At 54.3% G+C, this 25,804-nt stretch carries 22 protein-coding genes; 20 read left to right on the top strand and 2 right to left on the bottom strand.

The genetic code is table 11. From position 1 onward, the window contains the following. The first annotated feature begins 13 nt into the window (after positions 1 to 13). From uppS to ispD, 20 genes are all read left to right on the top strand, one after another. On the top strand, positions 14 to 775 hold the full coding sequence (uppS, locus tag B9K09_RS16010) for a polyprenyl diphosphate synthase (protein ID WP_087517755.1): 762 nt from the start codon (positions 14 to 16) through the stop codon (positions 773 to 775). Continuing rightward, a complete protein-coding gene (locus B9K09_RS16005; RefSeq protein WP_087517754.1) occupies positions 768 to 1,583 on the top strand; it encodes a phosphatidate cytidylyltransferase in 816 nt (271 codons plus the stop codon). The genes uppS and B9K09_RS16005 overlap by 8 nt, the downstream gene beginning before the upstream one ends. Next, on the top strand, positions 1,580 to 2,773 hold the full coding sequence (gene ispC / locus B9K09_RS16000) for a 1-deoxy-D-xylulose-5-phosphate reductoisomerase (protein ID WP_087517753.1): 1,194 nt from the start codon (positions 1,580 to 1,582) through the stop codon (positions 2,771 to 2,773). Before B9K09_RS16005 ends, ispC begins: the two co-directional genes overlap by 4 nt. Next, complete coding sequence (gene rseP, locus B9K09_RS15995; protein WP_087517752.1) at positions 2,770 to 4,122, top strand: sigma E protease regulator RseP; 1,353 nt, start codon at positions 2,770 to 2,772, stop codon at positions 4,120 to 4,122. The genes ispC and rseP overlap by 4 nt, the downstream gene beginning before the upstream one ends. A 72-nt stretch (positions 4,123 to 4,194) precedes the next feature. Then, positions 4,195 to 6,591, top strand: coding sequence for an outer membrane protein assembly factor BamA (gene bamA, locus B9K09_RS15990; RefSeq protein ID WP_087517751.1), 2,397 nt, complete (start codon positions 4,195 to 4,197; stop codon positions 6,589 to 6,591). 47 nt (positions 6,592 to 6,638) lie between these two features. After that, positions 6,639 to 7,148 (top strand): OmpH family outer membrane protein, encoded by a 510-nt coding sequence (locus tag B9K09_RS15985; RefSeq protein ID WP_087517750.1) that lies wholly within the window; start codon positions 6,639 to 6,641, stop codon positions 7,146 to 7,148. A 2-nt stretch (positions 7,149 to 7,150) separates the two neighbouring features. Beyond that, positions 7,151 to 8,209 (top strand): UDP-3-O-(3-hydroxymyristoyl)glucosamine N-acyltransferase, encoded by a 1,059-nt coding sequence (gene lpxD, locus B9K09_RS15980; protein ID WP_087517749.1) that lies wholly within the window; start codon positions 7,151 to 7,153, stop codon positions 8,207 to 8,209. Positions 8,210 to 8,258: 49 nt separating this feature from the next. Continuing rightward, positions 8,259 to 8,699 carry a 3-hydroxyacyl-ACP dehydratase FabZ gene (gene fabZ, locus B9K09_RS15975; protein ID WP_087517748.1) on the top strand — a complete coding sequence of 147 codons (441 nt, stop codon included), beginning with the start codon at positions 8,259 to 8,261 and terminating at the stop codon, positions 8,697 to 8,699. After that, on the top strand, positions 8,696 to 9,472 hold the full coding sequence (gene lpxA / locus B9K09_RS15970; protein ID WP_087517747.1) for an acyl-ACP--UDP-N-acetylglucosamine O-acyltransferase: 777 nt from the start codon (positions 8,696 to 8,698) through the stop codon (positions 9,470 to 9,472). The genes fabZ and lpxA overlap by 4 nt, the downstream gene beginning before the upstream one ends. A 2-nt stretch (positions 9,473 to 9,474) precedes the next feature. Then, positions 9,475 to 10,605 carry a lipid-A-disaccharide synthase gene (lpxB, locus tag B9K09_RS15965; RefSeq protein ID WP_087517746.1) on the top strand — a complete coding sequence of 377 codons (1,131 nt, stop codon included), beginning with the start codon at positions 9,475 to 9,477 and terminating at the stop codon, positions 10,603 to 10,605. Next, positions 10,605 to 11,201 (top strand): ribonuclease HII, encoded by a 597-nt coding sequence (gene rnhB, locus B9K09_RS15960; protein ID WP_087517745.1) that lies wholly within the window; start codon positions 10,605 to 10,607, stop codon positions 11,199 to 11,201. Before lpxB ends, rnhB begins: the two co-directional genes overlap by 1 nt. A gap of 271 nt (positions 11,202 to 11,472) precedes the next feature. Continuing rightward, on the top strand, positions 11,473 to 12,939 hold the full coding sequence (locus B9K09_RS15955; RefSeq protein ID WP_087517744.1) for a sodium:alanine symporter family protein: 1,467 nt from the start codon (positions 11,473 to 11,475) through the stop codon (positions 12,937 to 12,939). A 122-nt stretch (positions 12,940 to 13,061) separates the two neighbouring features. Next, positions 13,062 to 16,580, top strand: coding sequence for a DNA polymerase III subunit alpha (dnaE, locus tag B9K09_RS15950; RefSeq protein WP_087517743.1), 3,519 nt, complete (start codon positions 13,062 to 13,064; stop codon positions 16,578 to 16,580). A 194-nt stretch (positions 16,581 to 16,774) separates the two neighbouring features. Then, positions 16,775 to 17,725 carry an acetyl-CoA carboxylase carboxyl transferase subunit alpha gene (accA, locus tag B9K09_RS15945; protein ID WP_087517742.1) on the top strand — a complete coding sequence of 317 codons (951 nt, stop codon included), beginning with the start codon at positions 16,775 to 16,777 and terminating at the stop codon, positions 17,723 to 17,725. Positions 17,726 to 17,777: 52 nt separating this feature from the next. Beyond that, a complete protein-coding gene (gene tilS / locus B9K09_RS15940) occupies positions 17,778 to 19,091 on the top strand; it encodes a tRNA lysidine(34) synthetase TilS (protein ID WP_087517741.1) in 1,314 nt (437 codons plus the stop codon). A 182-nt stretch (positions 19,092 to 19,273) separates the two neighbouring features. After that, on the top strand, positions 19,274 to 20,905 hold the full coding sequence (locus tag B9K09_RS15935) for a CTP synthase (protein ID WP_087517740.1): 1,632 nt from the start codon (positions 19,274 to 19,276) through the stop codon (positions 20,903 to 20,905). A 3-nt stretch (positions 20,906 to 20,908) separates the two neighbouring features. Continuing rightward, the gene (gene kdsA, locus B9K09_RS15930) at positions 20,909 to 21,754 is read left to right on the top strand and encodes a 3-deoxy-8-phosphooctulonate synthase (protein ID WP_087517739.1); all 846 of its coding nucleotides are present in this window, start codon (positions 20,909 to 20,911) and stop codon (positions 21,752 to 21,754) included. A 208-nt stretch (positions 21,755 to 21,962) separates the two neighbouring features. Further along, entirely contained in the window at positions 21,963 to 23,252 is a 1,290-nt protein-coding gene (gene eno, locus B9K09_RS15925) for a phosphopyruvate hydratase (protein ID WP_087517738.1), read from the top strand. 65 nt (positions 23,253 to 23,317) lie between these two features. After that, the gene (ftsB, locus tag B9K09_RS15920) at positions 23,318 to 23,596 is read left to right on the top strand and encodes a cell division protein FtsB (protein WP_087517737.1); all 279 of its coding nucleotides are present in this window, start codon (positions 23,318 to 23,320) and stop codon (positions 23,594 to 23,596) included. An 18-nt stretch (positions 23,597 to 23,614) separates the two neighbouring features. Next, on the top strand, positions 23,615 to 24,325 hold the full coding sequence (ispD, locus tag B9K09_RS15915; protein ID WP_087517736.1) for a 2-C-methyl-D-erythritol 4-phosphate cytidylyltransferase: 711 nt from the start codon (positions 23,615 to 23,617) through the stop codon (positions 24,323 to 24,325). A 107-nt stretch (positions 24,326 to 24,432) separates the two neighbouring features. On the opposite strand, the gene B9K09_RS15910 is transcribed toward ispD, so the two are convergent. Continuing rightward, complete coding sequence (locus B9K09_RS15910; RefSeq protein WP_087517735.1) at positions 24,433 to 24,747, bottom strand: HPF/RaiA family ribosome-associated protein; 315 nt, start codon at positions 24,745 to 24,747, stop codon at positions 24,433 to 24,435. A 96-nt stretch (positions 24,748 to 24,843) separates the two neighbouring features. Next, the gene (locus tag B9K09_RS15905) at positions 24,844 to 25,734 is read right to left on the bottom strand and encodes a LysR substrate-binding domain-containing protein (RefSeq protein ID WP_087517734.1); all 891 of its coding nucleotides are present in this window, start codon (positions 25,732 to 25,734) and stop codon (positions 24,844 to 24,846) included. Between the last annotated feature and the right edge of the window lie 70 nt (positions 25,735 to 25,804).

Raw genomic sequence — 25,804 nt, 5'->3', positions numbered from 1 at the left:
GTCAGGAATCGTTATGGATAAAGCCAAAGACGGTGGCCCGGCAGCTATAGTGCCGCGCCATGTGGCCGTGATTATGGATGGCAACAACCGCTGGGCGAAAAAGCGCCTGTTGCCGGGTGTTGCTGGCCATAAAGCCGGTGTTGATGCGGTGCGTGCGGTAATTGAGGTGTGCGCGGAAGCCGGGGTCGAGGTGCTGACCCTGTTTGCGTTCTCCAGTGAGAACTGGCAGCGCCCGGCTGATGAAGTCGGCGCGCTGATGGAGCTGTTCATGAGTGCTTTGCGCCGTGAAACGCGCAAGCTCAATGAGAATGACATCAGCTTGCGGATAATTGGCGATCGCTCGCGTTTTCATCCCGAGTTGCAAACTGCAATGCGCGAGGCTGAGGCGCAAACAGCCGGTGAGAAACGCTTTATCCTGCAAATCGCCGCCAACTACGGCGGTCAGTGGGATATTGCTCAGGCGGCGCAGCGTCTTGCCCGTGAAGTGCAGGGTGGGCATTTGCAGCCCAACGATATTACCCCACAACTGCTGCAAAGCTGCCTGGCAACTGGTGACTTACCGTTACCTGATCTGTGCATTCGTACCGGTGGTGAGCACCGCATCAGTAATTTCCTGCTGTGGCAATTAGCCTACAGTGAACTGTATTTCACCGACCTGTTCTGGCCTGACTTCAAGCACGACGCGATGCGTCATGCGCTTGCTGACTACGCCACCAGACAGCGGCGCTTTGGTAAGACTAGCGCGCAGGTAGAGTCTGAGGCGCACAATGCTTAAACAACGAGTAATCACTGCGCTGGTGTTGTTACCTATCGCGCTGGCTGGCTTCTTTCTGCTTGATGGCGCTGCGTTCGCACTGTTTATCGGCGCAGTGGTCAGTCTCGGTGGTTGGGAGTGGGCGCGTCTAGCCGGTTTTGAGTCGCAGCCATCACGCATTGCTTATGCTGCACTGGTTGCAGTGTTGTGCTGGATACTCTATCTCCTGCCAATTCTGGCTACGCCGATGCTCTTGCTGGGGGTTATCTGGTGGGGCGTCGCCACTTGGCTGGTTCTGGGTTACCCGCAGAGCAGCCAGTTCTGGGCGGGTGCGCCACGCAAGTTAATCATCGGCTTATTGATTCTGCTGCCGGCTTGGCAGGGGTTAGTGCTGTTCAAGCAATGGCCGCTGGCTAACTGGCTGATTATCGCCGTAATGGTGCTGGTGTGGGCTGCTGATATTGGCGCTTACTTTTCCGGTAAAACTTTTGGTAAGCGCAAGCTGGCGCCGCAAGTCAGCCCCGGTAAAAGCTGGGAGGGTGCGATCGGTGGCTTGTGTACTTGCCTGCTGATTACCTTGGTTGTCGGTGTGGTGCGTGGCTGGAGTGCTGGCGAAATGATCTGGGCGCTAGTTGGCGCAGCGATAGTGGTGATGATTTCGGTGGTTGGCGATCTCACTGAGAGCATGTTCAAACGTCAAGCTGGGGTTAAAGACAGCAGTCATTTACTGCCGGGTCATGGTGGTGTGTTGGATCGTATCGATAGTCTCACCGCAGCCATTCCAGTGTTTGCTGTGCTGTTGCTGTTGTTTGGTTGGGGCAGCCTGTGAGTCATCAGCAGATCACTGTATTGGGGGCCACCGGCTCTATTGGTTTAAGTACCCTTGATGTGATTGCCCGGCATTCGGACCGTTATCAGGTGTTTGCCTTGAGCGGCCATAGCCGCCTGGTTGAGCTTGAGGTTCTGTGTTTACGGCATAAGCCTGTGTTCGCTGTGGTGGCAGATGCGCCGAGCGCCGAGCAGTTGCAGGCGGCATTGATTGCGGCAGGTTCAAAAACCCAGGTTTTGTTCGGTGAAACAGCCTTATGTGAAGTGGCTGCGCATAGCGATGTGGACACTGTCATGGCTGCTATTGTGGGTGCCGCAGGTCTGCGTCCGACACTTGCCGCAGTTGCAGCTGGCAAGAAGGTGTTGCTGGCCAACAAAGAAGCGCTGGTGATGTCTGGCGATTTGTTTATGCAGGCCGTGCGCAAAAGTGGCGCTGTGCTGTTGCCGATCGACAGTGAGCACAACGCGATTTTCCAGTGTTTGCCCAGCGACTACTCGCGTGGTCTGGCGCGGGTGGGGGTACGGCGTATTTTGCTGACTGCATCGGGTGGCCCGTTCCGGCAGACACCGCTGGAGCAGTTGGCTACGGTTACCCCAGAACAAGCATGCGCGCACCCGAATTGGTCGATGGGGCGAAAAATCTCTGTCGACTCAGCCAGTATGATGAACAAAGGCCTTGAGTTGATTGAGGCGTGCTGGCTGTTTGATGCAAAGCCTGCGCAGATCGAAGTTGTGATTCATCCGCAGAGCGTTATTCATTCGTTGGTCGACTACGTCGATGGCTCGGTGTTAGCTCAGTTGGGCAATCCTGATATGCGCACGCCGATTAGTCATGCGTTGGCATGGCCCGAGCGAATTGACTCGGGCGTTCCGGCGCTGGATCTGTTTGCTGTGGCTCGCCTGGATTTTGAGGCGCCTGACGAGCAGCGCTTCCCGTGTTTGCGCTTGGCGCGTGAGGCGGCAGAGCACGGCGGCACCGCGCCGACAATGCTCAATGCTGCCAATGAAGTTGCGGTGGCAGCGTTTTTACAGCGCCAGATCAGTTTTCCGCAAATCGCGAGTATCATTGATAGCGTACTGAACAGCGAGGCGTCGACTGCGGTCACATGCCTGGAAAATGTCTTTGCTGCGGATCACCGCGCACGGGCTCTGGCAGAGCAATGCGTTAATCAACGCGGAGAAGTGGGATGAGTGCGTTGTATATGATTGCTGGCACCTTGATTGCGTTAGGGGTGCTGGTAACTTTCCATGAATTTGGTCACTTCTGGGTGGCGCGGCGCTGTGGTGTAAAAGTCCTGCGTTTTTCGGTCGGCTTCGGTACACCGTTATTGCGCTGGCATGACCGTCAGGGCACGGAGTTCGTGCTGGCTGCGATTCCGCTAGGCGGTTACGTCAAGATGCTCGATGAGCGCGAAGGTGATGTGCCTGCCGAGCAGGGCCATCTGTCGTTCAATCGCAAATCGGTTGGCCAGCGTATTGCTATCGTTTCTGCCGGACCGATTGCCAACTTTCTGTTAGCAATTGCGTTTTTCTGGTGTGTAGCGCTGCTGGGTAGCCAGCAAGTGCGCCCGGTGATTGGTGCGGTGGCCGAGGCGAGTCTGGCGGCAGACGCTGGTTTACAGCCCGGTCAAGAAATTGTTGCAATAAATGGCGAGCCGACTAATGGTTGGTCAGCGGTTAATTTGCAGCTCGTTCGGCGGCTGGGTGAGAGCGGAGTCCTTGATGTCACCGTCAAGAACCAAGGCTCTACGGCTGAGAGCGCAGAGCAGATTAAACTCGATAATTGGCTTCAAGGCGTTGATGAGCCTGATCCGATTGCGGCGCTGGGGATTCGTCCGTGGCGCCCGGAAATAAAGCCCGTACTGGCTGAGATCGACCCCGCAGGGCCAGCTGGCGCTGCAGGTTTGCAGGCGGGTGATGAGCTGGTTACGCTTGATGGCGAGCCGCTGAAAGATTGGCAGCAACTGGTTGATCAGGTACGTGCACTGCCAGGCAAGTCGGTAATATTGCAGATTATCCGTGCGGGACAATCGCAAGAGGTGACTGTCACGCTTGCGGCGCGAGGCGATAAAGGTGCCCAGACCGGTTACCTCGGCGCGGGAGTCAAACCTGTCGACTGGCCTCCGGAAATGCTCCGCGAAATCAGCTACGGGCCTCTGGAGGCCGTTGCAGAGAGTATTAAGCGCACTTGGACCATGAGTGTGCTGACTCTGGACTCGCTAAAGAAAATGCTGTTTGGCGAGCTCTCGGTAAAAAACTTGAGCGGGCCGATAACCATTGCTAAAGTGGCGGGCGCTTCAGCTGAGTCGGGCATAGGGGATTTTTTAAACTTCCTCGCTTATCTCAGTATTAGCTTAGGGGTTCTTAATCTTTTACCTATCCCTGTGCTAGATGGGGGGCACCTGCTTTTTTACCTCGTCGAGTGGGTGCGTGGTCGACCGTTGTCTGAACGGGTACAAGGTTGGGGGATGCAGATTGGCATCAGTTTAGTGGTCGGGGTGATGTTACTTGCCTTGGTCAATGATCTGGGTCGTCTGTAACTGCTATTGAATTACAAATCTGTCGCCTTTAGCGGCAGGTTTTTATCGCCAGTTGGAATAAGAAAGGACTTCATGAAACGTCTGCTGCTACCTGTGGTTCTCGCCGCATTGATGATCGCCGAAGTTCACGCCGAGTCCTTCACCATCTCCGATATTCGAGTCAACGGCCTCCAACGTGTGTCCGCTGGCAGCGTATTCGGTGCCTTGCCGTTAAATGTCGGTGGTGAAGCCGATGATCGCTCTTTAGTTGAAGCGACGCGTGATCTGTTTAAAACCGGTTTCTTCCAGGATATCCAGCTTGGCCGTGATGGCAATGTGCTGGTTATTACCGTGGTTGAGCGCCCTTCGATTTCCAGTATCGAAATCGAAGGTAACAAGGCGATCACCACCGAAGATCTCCTCAAAGGACTCAATCAGTCGGGCCTTGAAGAAGGTGAGATTTTCCAGCGTGCAACCCTCGAAGGCGTGCGTAATGAACTGCAACGCCAATACGTCTCTCAGGGTCGTTACTCGGCTGAGATTGAAACTGAGGTGATTCCGCAGCCGCGCAACCGGGTTGCGTTGAAGGTCAACATCAACGAAGGCGAAGTTGCCTCTATTCAGCACATCAACGTGGTGGGTAACAGCGTCTTCCCTGATGAAGACTTGCAGAGCCTGTTTGAGCTGAAGACCACCAACTGGTTGTCGTTCTTTAAAAACGACGACAAGTACGCCCGTGAGAAACTCTCCGGCGACTTGGAGCGCTTGCGTTCTTACTACCTCGACCGCGGCTATATCAACATGGATATCGCTTCGACTCAGGTATCGATTACCCCTGACAAGAAGCACGTCTATATCACCGTCAATATTGATGAAGGTGAGAAGTACAAGATTCGCGACGTGCGCCTAAGCGGTGACCTAAAAGTCCCGGAAGAGGAAATTCGCAAGTTGTTGCTGGTCAAAGAAGGCCAGGTTTTCTCGCGTAAAGTGATGACCACAACTTCTGAGCTGATCACCCGTCGTCTAGGTAACGAGGGTTACACCTTCGCTAACGTCAACGGTGTACCTGAGCCGCATGACGATGATCACACGGTCTCGGTAATGTTCGTTGTTGATCCGGGCAAGCGTGCTTACGTGAACCGCATCAACTTCCGTGGCAACACCAAAACTGAAGACGAAGTTCTGCGCCGTGAAATGCGTCAGATGGAAGGTGGTTGGGCTTCAACCTACTTGATCGATCAGTCGAAAACCCGACTTGAGCGTCTTGGCTTCTTCAAGGAAGTCAATGTTGAGACTCCAGCAGTACCGGGTACTGATGACCAGATCGACGTTAACTACAGTGTTGAAGAGCAAGCTTCCGGCTCGATTACTGCCAGCGTTGGTTTCGCTCAGAACGCCGGTTTGATCCTCGGCGGCTCGATCACGCAGAACAACTTTCTCGGCTCGGGTAACAAGGTCAGCCTTGGTTTGACTCGTAGTGAATACCAGAGCCGCTATAACTTTGGCTTCGTAAACCCCTACTGGACACCAGACGGCGTCAGCCTGGGTTACAACGTGTTCTTCCGTGAAACTGACTATGACGAGCTCGACACTGACGTCGCAAGCTACTCGGTAGACAGCTACGGTGCGGGTATGAGCATTGGCTACCCAATTAGCGAAACCTCGCGTCTGACCTACGGTCTGACGGTTCAGCAGGATGATATCGACACCGGTATCTACACCGTTGATGAAATCTATGACTTCCTGGAAGAGGAAGGTGACAGCTACCTGAACTTTAAAGCCTCGATTGGTTGGTCTGAATCGACGCTTAACCGTGGCGTACTGGCTAACCGGGGACACTCGCAAAGCCTGGTGCTTGAAACCACCATTCCAGGCAGCGACCTTTCGTTCTACAAGCTGGATTACCGTGGCCAGATTTTCACCCCGCTGACCGATAACTACACCATGCGTTTCCATACGCAGTTGGGTTATGGCGATAGCTATGGTTCGACCTCCGAGCTACCGTTCTATGAGCACTATTACGCAGGTGGTTTTAACTCGGTCCGTGGTTTTGAAGACAGTAGCTTAGGTCCACGCAGTACGCCGAGCGTAGTGCGTAATGACCAGGGTGAAATCATTTACGGGGTTCAGGACGCCAACGGTCGCTACACTGACCCGGACCAAGATCCGCTGCCATTCGGTGGTAACGTATTGATCCAGGGCGGCGCTGAATTGTTGTTCCCGCTGCCATTCGTGAAGGATCAGCGTTCGCTGCGTACATCGCTGTTCTGGGATGTGGGTAATGTCTTTGATACCAACTGCTCTTCTGCGCAGAAAGCGGAAAGTGACAGTTGCAACATCGAGCTGGGTAACATGGCCAGTTCTGTCGGCGTTGGCTTGACCTGGATTACCGCACTTGGCCCGTTGAGCTTTAGCTTGGCAATGCCGATCAAAGAGCCGGATGACGCTGATACACAAGTCTTCCAGTTCTCCCTTGGTCAGACGTTTTAATCGATCGATGATCGATCAACAAAAATGGATTTTTGCAGGAGTGTACCGTGCGTAAATTTACTCAAGTTGTACTGTTAAGCGTTGCAATGTTGTCGGTAGCGACACCGGCCATGGCAGAGATGAAAATTGCTGTACTGAACTATCAAATGGCTTTGCTTGAGTCTGATGCAGCCAAGCGTTACGCGGTTGATGCTGAGAAAAAATTCGGCCCGCAATTGAGCAAGCTGAAGAAGCTGGAAAGCGATGCAAAGACTATTCAGGATCGCTTGGTAAAAGGCGGCACGAAATTGCAGACCGCTGATCGCGAGCGTCTTGAGCTTGATTTCAAGCAAAAAGCCCGTGACTTCCAATTCCAGTCCAAAGAACTCAATGAGCAGAAGGCTGTTGCTGATCGCGATATGCTGAAAAAACTCAAGCCAAACCTTGATAAAGCGGTTGAAGAAGTGATCAAGAAAGGCAGTTTCGACTTGGTTCTCGAGCGTGGTGCAGTTATTGATGTCAAGCCTCAGTACGACATCACTCGCCAAGTTATCGATCGCATGAACCAGCTGCGTTAATTATGAATTCACCTGTTTATACGTTGGGTCAGTTGGCCCAACGTCTCGGCGCTACGCTGCGTGGTCCTGCTGATAAAGTCATCACCGGTTTGGCGACTTTGCAGGATGCCAATGCGCAGCAGCTGAGTTTTCTAGCCAATCCGCAATACCGCAAGCACTTGGCAAGCTGCCAAGCCGCTGCGGTATTGTTGACTGTGGCTGATGCTGAAAGCTACAGCGGTGATGCCTTGATAGTGGCGAACCCGTACCTGGCTTATGCCGAACTGTCCCATGCCTTCGATCTCAAGCCGGTTGCTGCTGCAGGGGTTCATCCGAGTGCGCTGGTTGCTGCGGATGCTCAGGTAGATGCGACCGCCAGCATTGGCCCATTTGCGGTGATTGAAAGCGGTGCCAGCATTGCGGCTGGTGTGACTGTTGGTGCGCATTGTGTTGTTGGTGCGCGCTCGGTAATCGGTGAAGGTGGCTGGTTAGCACCGCGCGTGACGATTTATCACGATGTGCGTATCGGCAAAGCTGTGGTGATTCAGTCGGGTGCAGTTCTGGGTGGCGAAGGCTTTGGTTTCGCCAACGAGAAAGGCGTCTGGCAGAAAATTGCCCAGATTGGCGGCGTGGTCATCGGTGATAATGTTGAGATTGGTGCTAATACCACTATCGACCGTGGCGCTTTGGCGGACACGCTGATAGGGAATGGCGTCAAGCTGGACAACCAGATCATGATTGCGCACAACGTTCAGGTCGGTGATAACACTGCCATGGCTGGCTGTGTCGGTATTTCTGGCAGCACCAAAATTGGCAAGAACTGCATGATTGCAGGCGGTGTGGGCATGGTTGGCCACATCGAAGTGTGTGATGGGGTATTTGTGACGGGTATGACCATGGTCACTCGTTCAATTACTGAGCCAGGCTCTTATTCGTCTGGTACAGCGATGCAACCCGCAGGTGAGTGGCGTAAAAGTGCAGCACGCATTCGTCAACTTGACGATATGGCGCGCCGCCTGCAACAGCTGGAAAAACAGCTGGCTGCGGTGACTTCTAGCGGGAACGCCTCATCTGATGCTTGAGCACGGCTGAAGTCGTGCTCTTCTCTTTTTACTACAGGCTTCTCTGGAAATGATGGACATCAACGAAATTCGCGAGTATTTGCCGCATCGCTACCCGTTTCTGCTGGTAGACCGCGTCGACAATCTAGACGTAGAAGGCAAGACTATTCGTGCCTATAAGAATGTCAGCATCAATGAGCCATTCTTCAATGGTCATTTTCCTGAGCATCCTATTATGCCCGGCGTACTGATCATCGAAGCGATGGCTCAGGCGGCAGGCATTCTTGGCTTCAAGATGATGGATCTGAAACCGAGCGACGGTACGCTGTACTACTTTGTAGGCTCGGATAAACTACGCTTTCGTCAGCCGGTTGTTCCGGGTGACCGTCTGATCTTGGAAGCTAAGTTTCTCAGCACCAAGCGCAGTATCTGGAAGTTCGAATGTAAAGCCAGTGTCGACGGCAAGGAAGTCTGTTCAGCTGAAGTGATCTGTGCGGAACGCAAATTATGAGTTTGATTGACCCTCGTGCCATTATCGATCCCGCTGCCAAGCTGGCTGACGACGTTACTGTCGGCCCGTGGGCGATTATCGGGCCCGATGTAGAGATTGGTGAGGGTACAGTGCTTGGGCCTAATGTGATTATCAAAGGGCCTACTCGAATTGGTAAACACAATCGTGTCTATCAATTCGCGTCGTTGGGCGAAGACACGCCCGACCGCAAGTACAAGGGTGAGCCAACCCGTCTGGTTATTGGCGATCACAACATCATCCGCGAAGGTGTAACCATGCACCGCGGAACGATTCAGGATCGTGATGAAACCACAATCGGCGACCACAACCTGATCATGGCTTATGCCCACATCGGTCACGACAGTGTTGTCGGTAATCACTGCATCTTGGTCAACAACGTTGCGCTGGCCGGGCATGTACACATTGGTGACTGGGCAATTTTGTCTGGCTACACCCTGGTTCATCAGTTCTGCCACATCGGCGCGCATAGCTTTGCCGGTATGGGCACCGCGATTGGCAAGGATGTACCGGCTTATGTCACGGTTTCCGGCAACCCAGCCGAAGCCCGCAGCATGAACTTTGAAGGCTTGCGTCGTCGTGGCTTCTCGGCAGAGTCGATTCATGCCTTGCGCCGCGCCTACAAAACCGTTTACCGCCAAGGGCTGACCATTGAGGAAGCTTTGAAAGAGTTGGCGGAGCCTTCCAGCGAATTTCCTGAGGTCGCGGTGTTCCGTGACTCAATTCAGGCATCCCAGCGCGGCATTACTCGTTAAGTATGGCTCGCATACGCGTAGCTCTGGTAGCGGGTGAGGCTTCCGGTGACATCCTTGGTGCCGGTTTAATCCAAGCCTTGAAGCAGCGTCATGCTGATGTCGAAGTCATCGGTGTCGGCGGTCCGCTGATGGAAGCGGAAGGTTTGCAGTCAATCTTCCCGATGGAGCGGCTGTCGGTGATGGGTTTGGTTGAAGTGCTTGGGCGCTTGCCTGAGTTGCTCAAGCGGCGGCGTCATTTACTTCGCGACCTGATTGCGGCCAAGCCAGACGTCTTTATTGGTATTGATGCGCCTGACTTCAACCTCGACCTGGAGTTGAAGCTGCGCCGTGCCGGAATCAAAACCGTGCACTACGTCAGTCCCTCCGTGTGGGCGTGGCGGCAAAAACGTGTGCTGAAAATTCGCGAAGCGTGCGACTTGATGCTGACGCTGTTTCCGTTCGAGGCAAAGTTCTACGACGAGTATCAAGTGCCGGTGCGTTTTGTCGGGCACCCTTTGGCAGACACAATTGCGCTGCAGGCTGACCGCAACACCGCACGTGAAACCCTCGACCTGCCGCTTGATTGCCCCGTGGTTGCGCTAATGCCGGGCAGTCGCGGTGGTGAAGTTTCACGTTTGGGGAGTGTGTTTTTTGATGCGGCTGAGCGATTACGCAACTTGCGCCCAGGCATCCAGTTCGTCGTGCCCTGCGCAAACCCGCAGCGGCGCGAGCAAATCGAACAAATGCTAGCCGGTCGCGACCTGCCACTGAAGTTACTCAATGGTCAATCGCACCTGGCCTTGGCGGCCTGTGATGCGGTGTTGATTGCCTCTGGCACGGCCACGCTTGAAGCGTTGTTATATAAGCGCCCAATGATTGTTGCTTATCGCGTTGCACCGCTGACATTTAAAATCCTTAGTCGCATGGTCAAGAGCCCTTATATTTCGCTGCCTAATTTGCTGGCGGAGCGCTTGTTGGTTCCTGAGTTGATTCAGGACGCTGCAACCCCGGAAGCATTGGCCCAGTTGCTTGCGCCGTTGGTAGACGATGGCCATGAGCAGACTTTAGGCTTTGACCAGATTCACCGGACATTACGTTGTGATGCTTCGGTTCAGGCTGCGGATGCGGTGCTTGAATTGATTGGGCGCAGCTGATGCAACTAGGTCTGGATTTTTCCACCGTTGAAGAGTTAGTGGCCGGGGTCGATGAAGTTGGCCGCGGTCCGTTATGCGGCGCAGTCGTGACTGCGGCGGTTATTCTCGATCCGGCGCGGCCGATTCTGGGTTTGAATGACTCGAAGAAGCTCACCGCAGTGCGTCGGGAAAAACTCTTTGATGAGATTCGCGAGAAGGCCTTGTCCTGGTGTATCGCTCGCGCTGAGGTCGAGGAAATCGATCAACTGAATATCCTCCATGCAACCATGTTGGCGATGCAGCGCGCAGTCGAGGGCTTGAGCGTTACGCCAAAGCTGGCGCTTATCGACGGTAATCGTTGCCCGCAACTGCAGGTGCCAAGCGCTGCTGTGGTTAAGGGCGATAGTCAGGTTCCTGCCATCGCCGCCGCTTCAATTCTGGCTAAAGTCAGCCGTGACCGTGAGATGCAGGCGCTGGATCTGCAATATCCCGGTTATGGAATCGCTGGCCATAAAGGCTATCCAACAGCGGTGCATCTCGAAGCGCTCCGGCGTTTAGGGCCGACACCGGTCCATCGCCGTTCCTTTGCTCCCGTTCGCGCGCTCTTGCCTGAGTAACCCGGTTTTTTGGTTCAAGTGTCGCCTCACTGACCGGATTGGTCGCACCCTCACATGCAGCTACAGGCTGCAATGTTGGAAAGTCCCTGTCCTTTTGAGGGGGCTACACTGGCTTAACGCCGCTTTGCTCCACTTTCAGTTGAAACTCATTATGTGCAGCGGTTTATGCATGCACAGTCTTGCTCGTCGTTACCGGTAGCGTCAGAGTTTAATTTTCCCGGGCCTAAACAAGGCCCAATGGATAGCCGCGTTGAGCGGTAGGGAGTGATCAATGCAAGATATCGCCACTCAGGTCGTTGATATTCTCAATGACTTAATCTGGGGCAAAATCCTTATCTGGCTGTTGGTCGGTAGTGGTTTGTATTTTACGGTCAGACTGGGCGCTATCCAGTTCCGCCAGTTTGGTCATATCTTCTCCGTGCTCAAGGGCAGTCGGCAGAGTGATGACTCGGGTATTTCATCTTTCCAAGCGCTTTGTACCTCTCTGGCGGCGCGCGTGGGGACCGGTAATATTGCCGGTGTTGCCGTGGCGATTACCTTGGGTGGTCCCGGTGCGATTTTCTGGATGTGGTTAATTGCCTTGATTGGCATGGCCACGGGTTTCGTTGAAGCAACCTTGGCTCAACTGTTCAAAACCCGAGATGACAAAGGCCAGTTCCGCGGCGGTCCTGCGTATTACATGGAGCGGGGCCTGAATGCACGCTGGATGGGGATTCTGTTTTCGATCTTCCTGATCATCGCTTTTGGTTTTGTTTTTAACTCGGTGCAGGCCAACACCATCAGTAATGCCTTGACCGGTGCATTTGCCCTGGATTGGGGAACCTTCAGCCTCGGTCAAAGCGTGATTCCGGTGGCGTCTGCCGTTATCGGTGCGGGGTTGGTCGTCATGACCTCAATGATCATCTTTGGCGGCCTGCGTTCGATTGCACGCTTCTCCGAGCTGGCTGTACCGGTCATGGCCGCAGCTTATTTGTTGATTGCGGTGCTGATCATCATCATCAATATCAGCGAAATCCCAGCAGTATTGATGCTGATCTTCAAGAGTGCTTTTGGTTTGCATGAGGCGGCGGCTGGCGGTATTGGTGCGGCGATCATGAACGGCTTCAAGCGTGGCTTGTTCTCAAACGAAGCCGGTATGGGTTCGGCGCCAAACGCGGCGGCATCTGCTACGCCTTATCCGCCACACCCGGTGTCGCAAGGTTATGTACAAATGGCGGGTGTGTTTATCGACACCATGTTGATTTGTACTGCATCGGCAGCAATCATTTTGTTGGCACAGGTACCAACCGATGGAGCGACGGGTATCACTTTGGTTCAGGATGCTTTGAGCAGCGAACTGGGCGGTTGGGCTAAGTACTTTTTGACTGTGGTTATTCTGTTCTTCGCATTCACTTCGATCGTTGCGAATTACTTCTACGCGGAAAACTGCTTGGTATTCCTTGAGCACAACCATAAGTCAGGTCTATTGGTCTTCCGGCTCGTCGTCTTGGGGATGGTGATGTTTGGCGCATTAGCATCATTGCCGTTTGTCTGGAATCTGGCGGATGTGTCAATGGGCTTGATGGCGATCACTAACCTGGTTGCGATCCTGCTGTTGTCTAACCTGGTGTTTAAGCTCGCCAAAGACTACAACGCTCAGCGTAAAGCCGGGCTGCTGCCGACGTTCGATGCGGCGCAGTATCCAGAGGTGCAAAAGAAGCTTGAGGCGGGCATCTGGGATGATCGTAAACAGGCTTGATTGTTGAGTTTTTAGCCGCCGTAGCAGATTAAGCTGTTACGGTTGGTGATCTCAGGCTTATGTTTTACCCAAGGTTCGGTACAATCCGAACCTTGTCGTTTTTGTGTTTTGTAAGGGCTGTCATGACTGCTTCGTTCGTCCATTTACGTGTGCACACCGAATTTTCGCTGGTCGACGGTCTGGTCCGGGTCAAACCGCTGATCAAGGCAGTCGCTGGCGCAGGCATGCCAGCAGTAGCTGTGACTGACCAGAGCAATATGTGCTCGCTGGTGAAGTTCTACAAAGCCGCAATGGGCGGCGGTATCAAGCCTATTTGCGGGGCTGATATCTGGATGGCCAGCACTTACGAAGATGGTCCGCTGACGCGTATGACCTTGTTGGCGATGAATGCCAAAGGCTATCGCAACCTCACTGAGCTGGTTTCACGTGGCTGGAGTGAAGGGCAGAGCAATGACTTGGTGATCATTCAGCGCGATTGGATTAAAGCGGCCAACGAAGGTTTGATCGCGCTGTCGGGCTCGAAAGAGGGCGAGGTCGGACTGGCCTTGTTGGCGGGGGATCAAGCACTGGCTGACGCCGTACTCAAAGAGTGGATGGACGTCTTTCCTGAACGCTTCTACCTGGAAGTACAGCGTACCAATCGCATCAACGACGAAGAACATTTGCATGCTGCCGTGGCGCTGGCTGAGCGTTTTGCTGCGCCTTTGGTTGCGACCAATGATGTGCGCTTCATCATGCAGGATGATTACGAAGCGCACGAAACGCGGGTATGCATTGGTGAGGGGCGTCCGCTGGATGATCCGCGCCGAGTGCGTATGTATTCCGATCAGCAATACCTGAAGTCGCCAGAAGAGATGGCCGCGTTATTTAGCGACTTGCCCGAGGCGCTACAAAATACCGTTGAAATCGCCAAGCGTTGCAATATCGACGTGCAGTTGGGCACCTATTTCCTGCCGAACTTCCCGATTCCAGATGGCATGACCATGGATGAGTACTTTCGCAAAGTCTCATTCGATGGTCTTGATGAACGTCTGGAGGTGCTGCTACCCAAGGACACGCCGGACTACGAAGCCAAGAAGCAGGTCTACGTCGATCGCCTGAACTTTGAATTGAATATCATTATTCAAATGGGGTTTCCGGGTTACTTCCTGATCGTAATGGACTTCATCAAGTGGGCCAAAAACAACGGCGTTCCGGTTGGCCCTGGCCGTGGGTCGGGCGCCGGCTCGCTGGTGGCCTATGTGCAGAAAATTACTGACCTTGATCCGTTGGCGTATGACTTGCTGTTCGAGCGATTCCTCAATCCCGAACGGGTCTCGATGCCCGACTTTGACGTCGACTTCTGCATGGATGGTCGCGACCGTGTGATTGATTACGTTGCGCAAAAATACGGGCGTAATGCGGTTAGTCAGATCATCACCTTCGGTACGATGGCAGCCAAGGCCGTGGTGCGCGACGTAGCGCGGGCGCAAGGCAAGTCTTACGGTCTGGCGGATCGTCTGTCGAAGATGATCCCGTTTGAAGTGGGTATGACGCTGGCCAAGGCTTTTGAGATGGAAGAGCCGCTGCGTGACTTCCTCAAGACAGATGAGGAAGCTGCTGAAATCTGGGAAATGTCGCTCAAGCTTGAGGGCATTTGCCGGGGCACGGGCAAGCACGCCGGTGGTGTGGTTATCGCGCCAACCAAGCTCACCGATTTCTCGCCGATTGCTTGCGATGAAGAAGGTAATGGTCTGGTAACCCAGTTTGATAAAGATGATGTCGAGTCGGCAGGACTGGTTAAGTTCGACTTCTTGGGTCTGCGTACCTTGACCATCATCAAGTGGGCGATGGAAACCATCAACCGCGAACAGGCCAAGCAAGGCTTGCCTGACCTGAACATCGACTTTATCCCGCTCGACGACAAGCCGACGTTTGCCATGTTGCAAAAGGCTGAAACGACCGCGGTATTCCAGCTTGAATCACGCGGCATGAAAGAGCTGATCAAGAAGCTCAAGCCCGATTGCCTGGAAGACATGATCGCACTCGTGGCGCTGTTCCGTCCGGGCCCGCTGCAGTCCGGCATGGTTGATGACTTTATCAACCGTAAGCACGGCCGTGAGCCAATTTCTTACCCGCACCAAGATTACCAATACGATGGCTTGAAGCCGGTTTTGGCGCCAACCTACGGGATTATTCTGTATCAAGAGCAAGTGATGCAGATCGCCCAGGTTATGGCTGGCTACACCCTTGGCGGCGCAGACATGTTGCGCCGTGCGATGGGTAAGAAAAAACCAGAAGAAATGGCCAAGCAGCGCGGCGGCTTTATTGAGGGCTGCAGTAATAACGGTATTGATGCGGATCTTGCGGGTAACATCTTCGACCTGGTAGAGAAGTTCGCGGGTTACGGCTTTAACAAGTCGCACTCGGCGGCTTACGGCTTACTCTCTTACCAGACCGCTTGGCTCAAGGCTCACCACTCAGCTGCCTTCATGGCCGCCGTATTGTCGGCGGATATGCACAACACCGACAAAGTCGTCACCTTGATTGAAGAGTGTCGCAGCATGAAGCTGCGCCTTGATGCGCCGGACGTAAATACCTCCGAATTCAAGTTCACGGTCAATGATGAAGGCTGGATTGTTTACGGTCTCGGCGCCATCAAAGGCGTCGGTGAAGGCCCGGTTGAGGCCATTGTTGAGTCGCGCCGTGATGGCCCATTCAAGGATTTGTTCGATTTCTGTTCGCGGGTTGATCTGAAGCGCATCAACAAACGAACCTTGGAAGCACTGTTGCGTAGCGGCGCACTGGATCGCCTAGGCCCGCACTTCCATGAAGAAATCAAGGCCTACCACGCCAATATTGACCGCAATCGTGCGGTGTTGCTGGCGGCAATGGAAGAGGCGGTACAAGCGGCTGAGCAAACAGCGCGTAGTCATGACAGCGGCCACATGGACCTGTTCGGTGGAGTGTTTGCCGATGAAGAGCAGGATGTCTACGCCAATCACCTTCGCGCCCGTGAGCTGTCGCTCAAGGAGCGTCTCAAGGGTGAGAAAGACACCCTGGGCCTGTATCTGACGGGTCACCCAATTGATGAGTATGAAGGTGAAGTGCGCCGTTTTGCTCGTCAGCGCATTATTGATCTCAAGCCCGCACGTGATACACAAACGGTTGCTGGCTTGATCGTCAACCTGCGGGTGATGAAGAACAAGAAGGGCGACAAGATGGGTTTCATTACTCTGGATGACCGTTCCGGGCGAATAGAAGCCTCGTTGTTTGCCGATGCATTTGCCAGTAATCAGGCATTGCTGCAAAGTGATGCATTGGTGGTTGTCGAAGGCGAAGTCAGTAATGATGACTTCTCCGGTGGCCTGCGTTTGCGCGCTAAGCGGGTGATGAGCTTGGAAGAAGCGCGTACTGGGTTGGCTGATAGCCTACGCTTGAGAATCGCCAGTGATGCCCTGAAGGGGGACAAGCTGCGTTGGCTTGCGGACTTATGCACTCGACATCGTGGTGTTTGCCCGATCACCATGGATTACGCTAACACGGATGCCAAGGCGCTTTTGCAGTTCGGTGAGGACTGGAGAATCAATCCAGCAGACAGCTTGATTCAGGCATTGCGTGACCAGTTTGGGAAAGACAACGTCTTCCTGCACTACCGCTAATTTTTAGCACTGAACTTCAGTATAGGAATTGGCGGATAAATTATGGCCCTGAGTGGACTGGGTACCTGCGTTGTTTAAAATGACGATGCAGTGCACACACTCAGGTGTCGACCTTAATGCGCCTGATCCATTAATGTATGGCGCAAACGGATACAGCTCCCGGCCACTTGGCCGTCGACGCAAGACGGATGACTATGAACCCGAATTTTCTCGATTTCGAACAGCCGATCGCCGACCTGCAAGCCAAGATTGAAGAGCTTCGACTGGTTGGTAACGACAACTCGTTGAACATCAATGACGAGATTGCTCGCCTGCAAGACAAAAGCAGCACCCTCACCGAAACCATTTTCGGCAACCTGACTAGCTGGCAAGTCGCGCAACTTGCGCGTCATCCCCGTCGTCCCTACACGCTTGATTACCTTCAGCATGTATTCACTGAGTTCGACGAATTGCACGGTGATCGTCATTTCTCTGATGATGCGGCTCTGGTTGGCGGTGTTGCCCGTCTGGACGGTGAGCCGGTCATGGTTATTGGTCATCAGAAGGGCCGTGAAGTCCGCGAAAAGGTGCGTCGCAACTTCGGCATGCCGCGTCCAGAAGGTTATCGTAAAGCCTGCCGTCTGATGGAAATGGCTGAGCGCTTCAAGATGCCAATCGTGACTTTCATCGACACGCCGGGTGCCTATCCGGGCATCGATGCTGAAGAGCGCGGCCAGAGCGAGGCGATTGCGTGGAATCTGCGGGTTATGTCGCGCCTGAAAACACCAATCATCGCCACGGTAATTGGTGAAGGTGGCTCCGGTGGTGCATTGGCGATTGGTGTTTGCGACCAATTGAACATGCTGCAGTACTCAACGTACTCGGTAATTTCGCCAGAAGGCTGTGCTTCGATTCTGTGGAAAACCGCAGAGAAAGCTCCAGACGCTGCCGAAGCGATGGGTATTACCGCTGAGCGCCTGAAAGGCCTGGGCATTGTTGACCAAGTGATTGGCGAGCCTTTGGGCGGCGCTCATCGTGATCCAGCGGCCGCCGCTGAGTCAGTGCGTCAGATGCTGGGGGCTCAGCTCAAAGAGTTGAAGAAACTCAATACTGAAGAGCTGTTGGCGCGTCGTTATGAGCGTCTGATGAGCTACGGTATCGCATAAGTTAGTTGCACGGGCCGTCCCAGGCCCGTGTTGCAATAATCAGGTGCGCGACATGAGCTTGATTGCCAAGGTGCAGGAAAATTTAGCCCCTTGGCGTCAGTCAACGGCTTGGAAAGTCGCTTTCTCTGGTGGTCTTGATTCCACTGTTCTGCTGCATATTTTGGCGAGTCTTGCGCAACGCGAGATCATTCCGCCGCTCTTCGCTGTGCATATTCATCACGGTTTACAGCCGGTCGGCGACGCTTGGCCTGAGCATTGTCAGCAGGTCTGCAATGAGCTGGCGCTGCCGCTTAAAGTGGTGCGGGTGAGCGTTGCCCAAAGCGCAAGCCTGGAACAAGCCGCCCGTGATGCTCGCTACGCTGCGTTTGCAGCTGAGCTCGCCACTGGTGAGTTGTTGCTGGTTGCGCAGCATGCAGATGACCAAGCCGAGACGCTGCTATTCAGGCTGCTACGTGGCGCGGGTGTGCGAGGGCTGGCAGGTATGCCGGTGAGCCGTCAGCTGGGCCGGGGCAGCTTGCTGCGACCGTTGCTCAACTGTTCGCAGGCCGAGTTGCGCGATTACGCGATCAAGCATCAGTTGCGCTGGATTGAAGATCCGTCGAATATCGATGAGCAGTATTCGCGTAATTTTTTGCGCAGGCAGATTATGCCGATGCTGAGTCAGCGCTGGCCACAGGCGGCCAGTCGTCTCAGCAGAGCCACTGAGCATTTGCGTGAAGCCGCAGAAATGCTTGATGAGCTGGCCGTACAAGATCTCGCCGCCGCGCAAGGTTCAGCAAGCTGTGCGTGGCTCAATCTACCCAGTTTGGGGTTGGCACCCTTGCGCGAGCTTAGTCAGGCACGTCAGCGCAATGCCTTGCGCTACTGGCTGCGAGAATTGACGCCGATGCCAGATACCGAGCACTGGGCGGGTTGGTGCAGCCTACGTGACGCTGCAGTTGATGCGGCTCCGATATGGCGCTTGGCTGCCGGTGAAGTTCATCGAGCCGATGAACGGTTATGGTGGCTCAGCGGTGAGTGGCTGCAGCAACCTGCGCCGGTCAGTGCGCGAGTTGTTTCGGGGATGCCATTAACGCTGCCTGGTAATGGCTGTGTGCGCATCGAAGGGCAACTGCCAGCTGGCGACTGGTCAGTGGTCTACCGTCAAGGCGGTGAGATCATGAATCTGCCGGGGCGCGGGCGTCGTGATCTCAAACGCTTACTCAACGAACAGAGCGTCGCTGGATTTATTCGCGGCCGATTGCCGCTGTTAATTGCTGATGGACAGTTGGTGGCCGTGGCAAATACGCCGCAACTCTGCGCAGTTCAAGGTGCCGAGTGGCGTTTCGTTTGGGATTTGCCGACGAGCGATCTGGGTTTGAGCTGAAAAGGGCTTTCGAGTAGACTACGCTCCCGTCTTAATAGCGCTTTTGCTGATTCCGTTTGCCAGTGGCAAAACGAGTCGGTGAATGTGTTCTGGTTACTGCGATTTAGTAACTGGTTGCTTTACATTTCCTTCGCTTTCCCCGGCGGCGCAGACCGCTTAAACGCTGATTTCTAGGATTTTTCATGACGCGCTACATTTTCGTCACGGGTGGTGTTGTTTCTTCTTTGGGGAAGGGCATTGCCTCGGCTTCACTGGCGGCTATCCTGGAGGCGCGGGGCCTGAAGGTCACGATGCTTAAGCTGGATCCATACATCAACGTTGACCCGGGCACCATGAGCCCGTTCCAGCACGGTGAAGTGTTTGTCACTCACGACGGCGCCGAAACTGACCTGGATCTGGGCCACTACGAGCGGTTTATCCGCACGACCATGACCCAGAACAACAACTTCACCACCGGTCGCGTCTACGAAGACGTACTGCGTCGTGAGCGCCGTGGTGATTATCTCGGTGCCACCATTCAGGTGATCCCGCACATCACTGACGAAATCAAGCGCCGCATCATCAAGGGTGCTGGTGACGCTGATGTGGCCATGGTTGAAATCGGCGGCACGGTTGGCGATATCGAATCGCAGCCGTTCCTTGAGGCAATCCGCCAGTTACGTGTTGAAGTGGGTGCCAAGCGCGCCATGCTCATGCACCTGACGCTGGTGCCTTACATTGCCACGGCCGGTGAAACCAAAACCAAGCCAACCCAGCACTCGGTTAAAGAGCTGCGCTCGATTGGTTTGCAGCCTGACGTACTGGTTTGCCGTTCTGATCATCCGATCGATGTGTCTTCCCGGCGCAAGATCGCGTTGTTCACCAACGTTGAAGAACGCGCTGTGATTTCGCTGGAAGACGTCGACACCATCTACAAGATTCCTTCGGTGCTGCACGCTCAAGGCCTTGATGATTTTGTCGTCGAGCGTTTTGGTCTGGATTGCGGTGGTGCTGATCTTTCCGAGTGGGACCGCGTGGTTGATGCCAAGCTCAACCCGGAAAAAGAAGTCAATATTGCCATGGTCGGTAAGTACATGGAGCTGCTGGATGCCTATAAGTCGCTGATCGAAGCGATGAGCCATGCCGGTATCCAGAACCGTACCAAAGTTAACCTGCGTTATATCGACTCTGAAGAGATTGAAACCAAAGGCACCTCGGTGCTTGAAGGCGTTGACGCTATTTTGGTGCCGGGCGGCTTTGGCCTGCGCGGCGTTGAAGGCAAGATCGAAGCGGTGCGTTATGCCCGTGAGAACAAAATTCCTTATCTGGGTATCTGCCTGGGCATGCAGGTTGCGGTTATCGAGTTCGCACGTAATGTGCTGGGCTGGAAAGACGCTAACTCCACCGAGTTTGACTCTGCAAGCACCCACCCGGTGGTTGGTTTGATCACTGAGTGGCAAGACGCTACCGGTGCAACCGAGCAGCGCACCGAAACCTCTGATCTGGGCGGCACCATGCGTCTTGGCGCTCAGGACTGCCAGCTGTTAAGCGGTTCTGGCGTGTATGACTGCTACGGCAAGGACGTGATTGTTGAACGTCACCGTCATCGTTATGAAGTCAACAACAACCTGTTGCCGCAGTTGACGGAAGCTGGCTTGAAAGTCACCGGTCGTTCCGGCGATGGCGCCTTGGTTGAAGTGGTTGAAGCGCCTGATCACCCATGGTTTGTGGCTTGCCAGTTCCACCCTGAATTTACTTCGACCCCGCGCGATGGCCACCCATTGTTCAGTGGTTTTGTTAATGCTGCGCTGGCTCATAAAAGCAAAAAGGCTTAATGCATGACACAGAAAATTGTTCAGGTAGGCAATATCGAAGTCGCTAACGACAAGCCATTTGTATTGTTCGGCGGGATCAATGTTATTGAATCTCGCGATCTGGCTATGAAGGCATGTGAAGAGTACGTGCGGGTTACCGAAAAGCTCGGTATTCCCTACGTGTTCAAAGCCAGCTTTGATAAGGCCAACCGCTCTTCTGTGACGTCTTTCCGTGGCCCCGGCCTGGAAGAGGGCATGAAGGTCTTTGAGGAGATCAAAAAGACTTTCGGCGTACCGGTTATTACTGACGTGCACGAGCCGCATCAGGCACAACCCGTTGCCGATGTCTGCGACATCATTCAGCTGCCAGCATTTTTGTCGCGCCAGACTGATCTGGTTGTGGCCATGGCCAAGACCGGTGCAATCATCAACATCAAGAAGGCTCAATTTCTTGCCCCGCAAGAAATGCAGCATATTCTGGCCAAGTGTGTTGAAGCCGGTAATGACAAACTGATCCTGTGCGAGCGTGGTTCCTCCTTCGGTTACAACAACCTGGTGGTGGATATGCTCGGCTTCGGCATCATGAAGCAGTTCGAATACCCGGTATTCTTCGACGTGACCCACGCCTTGCAGATGCCGGGCGGTCGTGCGGATTCTGCCGGTGGTCGTCGTGCGCAAGTGACGGACCTCGCTAAAGCAGGCATGAGCCAAGGCCTGGCTGGGCTGTTTCTTGAGGCGCATCCCGATCCCGACAATGCCAAGTGCGATGGCCCTTGTGCTTTGCGTCTGGACAAGTTGGAGCCGTTCCTGACTCAGCTCAAGCAACTTGATGACTTGGTAAAAAGTTTTCCGCCGATTGAGACTGCCTAAAAAGGCGCTTATCCGGTAAAGTGCAATTTGGGCATAAGCTGACCGATCGGTCAGCTAAATTGCATCAGCTTAATTCGTATCGATTTGCTGAGCAAAACCAAACCCGCTGTGCTTTCTAGAGAGTTTCTAACTGCGTTGTTACCTGCATAGCGGTTACGCAATAGTTTTTAGAGATTCACGTTAGTTAATTTTTGGAGTGCTTAACGCAATGGCAAAGATTGTCGACATCAAAGGCCGTGAGGTTCTGGATTCACGTGGTAATCCCACTGTAGAGGCCGATGTGATCCTTGAAGGCGGTATCGTCGGTAGCGCTTGTGCGCCATCGGGTGCTTCAACCGGTTCTCGCGAAGCGCTGGAACTGCGTGATGGCGACAAGAGCCGTTACTTGGGCAAGGGTGTATTGAAGGCAGTCGCCAACATCAACGGCCCAATCCGCGATCTGTTGCTGGGTAAAGATGCGCTCGATCAGCAAGCCCTCGACCGCGCCATGATTGCTCTGGATGCAACCGAGAACAAAGCCTCGCTGGGCGCCAATGCTATTTTGGCAGTATCGCTGGCTGCTGCTAAAGCCGCTGCTCAGGCTAAAGGTGTTCCTCTTTACGCGCACATTGCCGACCTCAACGGTACGCCAGGTGTGTATTCGATGCCGGTGCCGATGATGAACATCATCAACGGTGGTGAGCACGCGGACAACAACGTTGATATTCAAGAGTTCATGGTTCAGCCTGTTGGCGCGAAGAGCTTCGCCGACGCGCTGCGCATGGGCGCTGAAATCTTTCACCACCTCAAAGCTGTTCTCAAGGCCCGTGGCCTGAGCACTTCGGTCGGTGATGAAGGTGGTTTTGCACCTGATCTGGCGTCCAACGAAGATGCGTTGACAGCTATTGCCGAAGCCGTTGCCAATGCCGGTTACACCTTGGGTGATGACGTCACCCTGGCACTGGACTGCGCGTCGAGCGAATTCTACAAAGACGGCAAATATGACCTGGCTGGCGAAGGTAAAGTCTTCGACGCTGCAGGCTTTGCCGATTACCTGGCTGGTTTGTCCGAGCGTTATCCGATCATCTCGATCGAAGACGGCATGGATGAGTCTGACTGGGCTGGCTGGAAACTTCTGACCGACAAGATCGGCAGCAAAGTTCAGCTGGTTGGCGACGACTTGTTCGTAACCAATACCAAGATTCTCAAAGAAGGCATCGACAAGGGCATCGGCAACTCGATTCTGATCAAGTTCAACCAGATCGGCTCGCTGACTGAAACCCTCGAAGCCATCCAGATGGCTAAAGCCGCTGGTTACACCGCAGTCATTTCGCACCGTAGCGGCGAGACCGAAGACTCAACCATTGCCGACTTGGCTGTGGGAACTTCGGCCGGTCAGATCAAAACTGGCTCGCTGAGCCGTTCTGATCGCGTGGCCAAGTACAACCAATTGCTGCGTATCGAAGAGCAGTTGGGCGGGAAAGCCGCGTATCTTGGCATCGCGGAGTTCCGCGGCTAAGCCTAAGCATGTTAAAAGAGGGCGGCGTAAGTCGCCCTTTTTTTCGGACGGATTCACTGGTTGTTATGCGTAGTCCTTATTGGCTGTTCCCTATTCTGATTTTATTGCTGGCTGGCCTGCAGTATCGCTTGTGGGTGGGCGATGGAAGTTTGGCGCAGGTGACTGATCTGAAGAATCAGATCGCCAATCAGCAGGGTGAAAACGAACGTCTTAATGAGCGCAATCGAGTGCTTGAGGCGGAAGTGCGCGAACTGAAAAAAGGCATGGAAACTGTCGAGGAGCGGGCACGTCACGAGCTGGGCATGGTCAAAGACGGCGAGACTCTTTATCAGCTTGCTGAATAACCCTGTGAAGACCCTGCCATGACCTTGCAAAAACTTCCTGCTTTCTGGGCAATCATTCCGGCTGCCGGTATTGGCAGTCGTATGCGTGCCGACCGTCCCAAGCAATATTTGCCGCTGGCCGGTAAAACCATTCTTGAGCACAGCCTCGCGTGTTTTCTTGAGCATCCGCGGCTTAAAGGCTTGGTCATAAGCCTTGCTGAAGATGACCCGTTTTGGCCGCAATTGCCTTGTGCCAGTGACCCGCGGATCGAAGTGGCTGCGGGTGGTGATGAGCGTGCCGAGTCGGTGCTCAATGCCTTGTTGCGTTTGGTGGAGCTAGACGCGGACGAGCATGACTGGGTGTTGGTGCATGATGCCGCACGGCCCAATCTGGCTCGCGAAGATCTTGATCTGTTGCTGGCAGAGCTTGCTCATGATGCTGTAGGTGGTCTGCTTGCTGTGCCCGCGCGAGACACCTTGAAGCGCGCCAGTGCTGACGGGCGAGTCAAAGAGACCGTTGATCGTTCGGTGATTTGGCAGGCCTACACCCCGCAAATGTTTCGCTTGGGTTTTTTGCACCGGGCGATGGCTGAAGCGCTGGTGTCGGAAGTGGTGATTACCGATGAGGCCTCGGCCATTGAGTGGGCCGGGCAGTCGCCGCGGCTGATTGAAGGCCGCGCTGACAACATCAAAGTCACCCGCCAAGAAGATCTGAATAATCTCGCACGCCTATGGCGTGACCGCCAGTAGGGCGGATAACACCAACCTTGTCCGCCAAGGTCGAGCCATTAATGCACAGGGTCTGAGTCTGCAAAGGTGGGCGGCAAAGCACCGTCCACCCTGCTGCGCACAGCTGGTTAGGCGACGCGGCTTTTACGCACGTTGCGGTCAAGAACCGTACTGAGTTTGTCGATAGCCCCGTCTATCGCCTGATGCAGCGATTCGGCGTTATGCGTGACCGAAATGGGGTCGCGGCCTTTCATCCTTGCCTCTATCTGGCAGCGCTTATCCTGGGTGCCGCTTTTATGCGCATTCTCATCACTGAGATGCGCTTCGATGCGAGTCAGATGATCCTCAAACCGTCTGATCTTGTGTTCGACGCGGCTGCGCACGTTGGTAACTAAGTCGAGTGAGGCTTCAATATGTTTGTCACTGTTGACCAGAACTTGCATGACCGTTTCCTCTCGTTGTTCAAGGCTAGGATAAGCGCCTTAAAGATACGACGATGCTGGACTTAAAGCGGTTCCCAGACAATCTGTGACATTCTGTCACTGCGAATATTCATGGCGTTTGGCCAGTCCGGCTTTGAGGAAATCGACCAATTGCCGGACCTTCGGCGAAAGGTGTCGTTGTTGCGGATAGAGCGCCCAAACAGCAGTGTTGGGTGGCTGATGATTGTCGAGCAGCGATATCAGTGCACCACTGCGCAAGTGTGCCAACACGTAGTAATCCGGCAGTTGGCACAGACCTAAGCCGCGTAGCGCTGCATCGAGAACGGCTTGGCCGCTGTTGCAGCGCCAATTGCCTTGCACCCGTTGCGACGTTTCTTGTTGGTTGATTTTGAAGCTCCAGGTATCGGAACTGCCAATCAGACAGTTATGTCGTTCGAGCTCCGACAGGCTGTGCGGGCGACCGTAATGCTTTAGGTAGTCGGGTGCCGCACACAGGTACATTTTGCGCGGCGCCAGTTTGGCGGCAACCAAGCTTGAATCTTGCAGACTGCCCAAACGAATCGCCATGTCCAGGCCTTCATTGACCAGGTCCAGTGGGCGATTGCTTAGCTCAATATCAACCCGCAGTTGCGGGTGACGAACCATGAACTCGGTTACCAGTGGCACAATAAAGCGTTCGCCATAAGCCACTGCGCAGGTCATGCGCAGCAAGCCTTTTGGCTCGCTATTAAGGTCGCCAACCACGCGCAGTGCTTCTTCTCGGGCATCTTGCAAGCGCTGGCAATGTTGCAGAAAGGTTTGCCCAGCTTCGGTCAGTGCAACCTTGCGCGTGCTGCGATAGAACAACCGGGTTTGCAGGCGCTCCTCCAGCCGCGCAACTTGACGGCTGATCTGTGAGGACGAGAGGCCAAGCCGATTAGCCGCTGCGGTAAATTGTCCGCACTCGGCAACTGCGACAAACTCATCGATGCCTTCCCAGCTGTTCATGGCTGCGCTCATTGTGTGGAGATGGGTGGAAGTTTGGGTGTGGATGATTCTACCGAAAAATTTGATTATC

Origin of the sequence: Pseudomonas sp. M30-35 (assembly GCF_002163625.1) — a bacterium.
Lineage (GTDB): Bacteria > Pseudomonadota > Gammaproteobacteria > Pseudomonadales > Pseudomonadaceae > Aquipseudomonas.
Note: the sequence above shows the minus strand (reverse complement) of the source record. Positions and strands in the feature narration are given on the sequence as shown.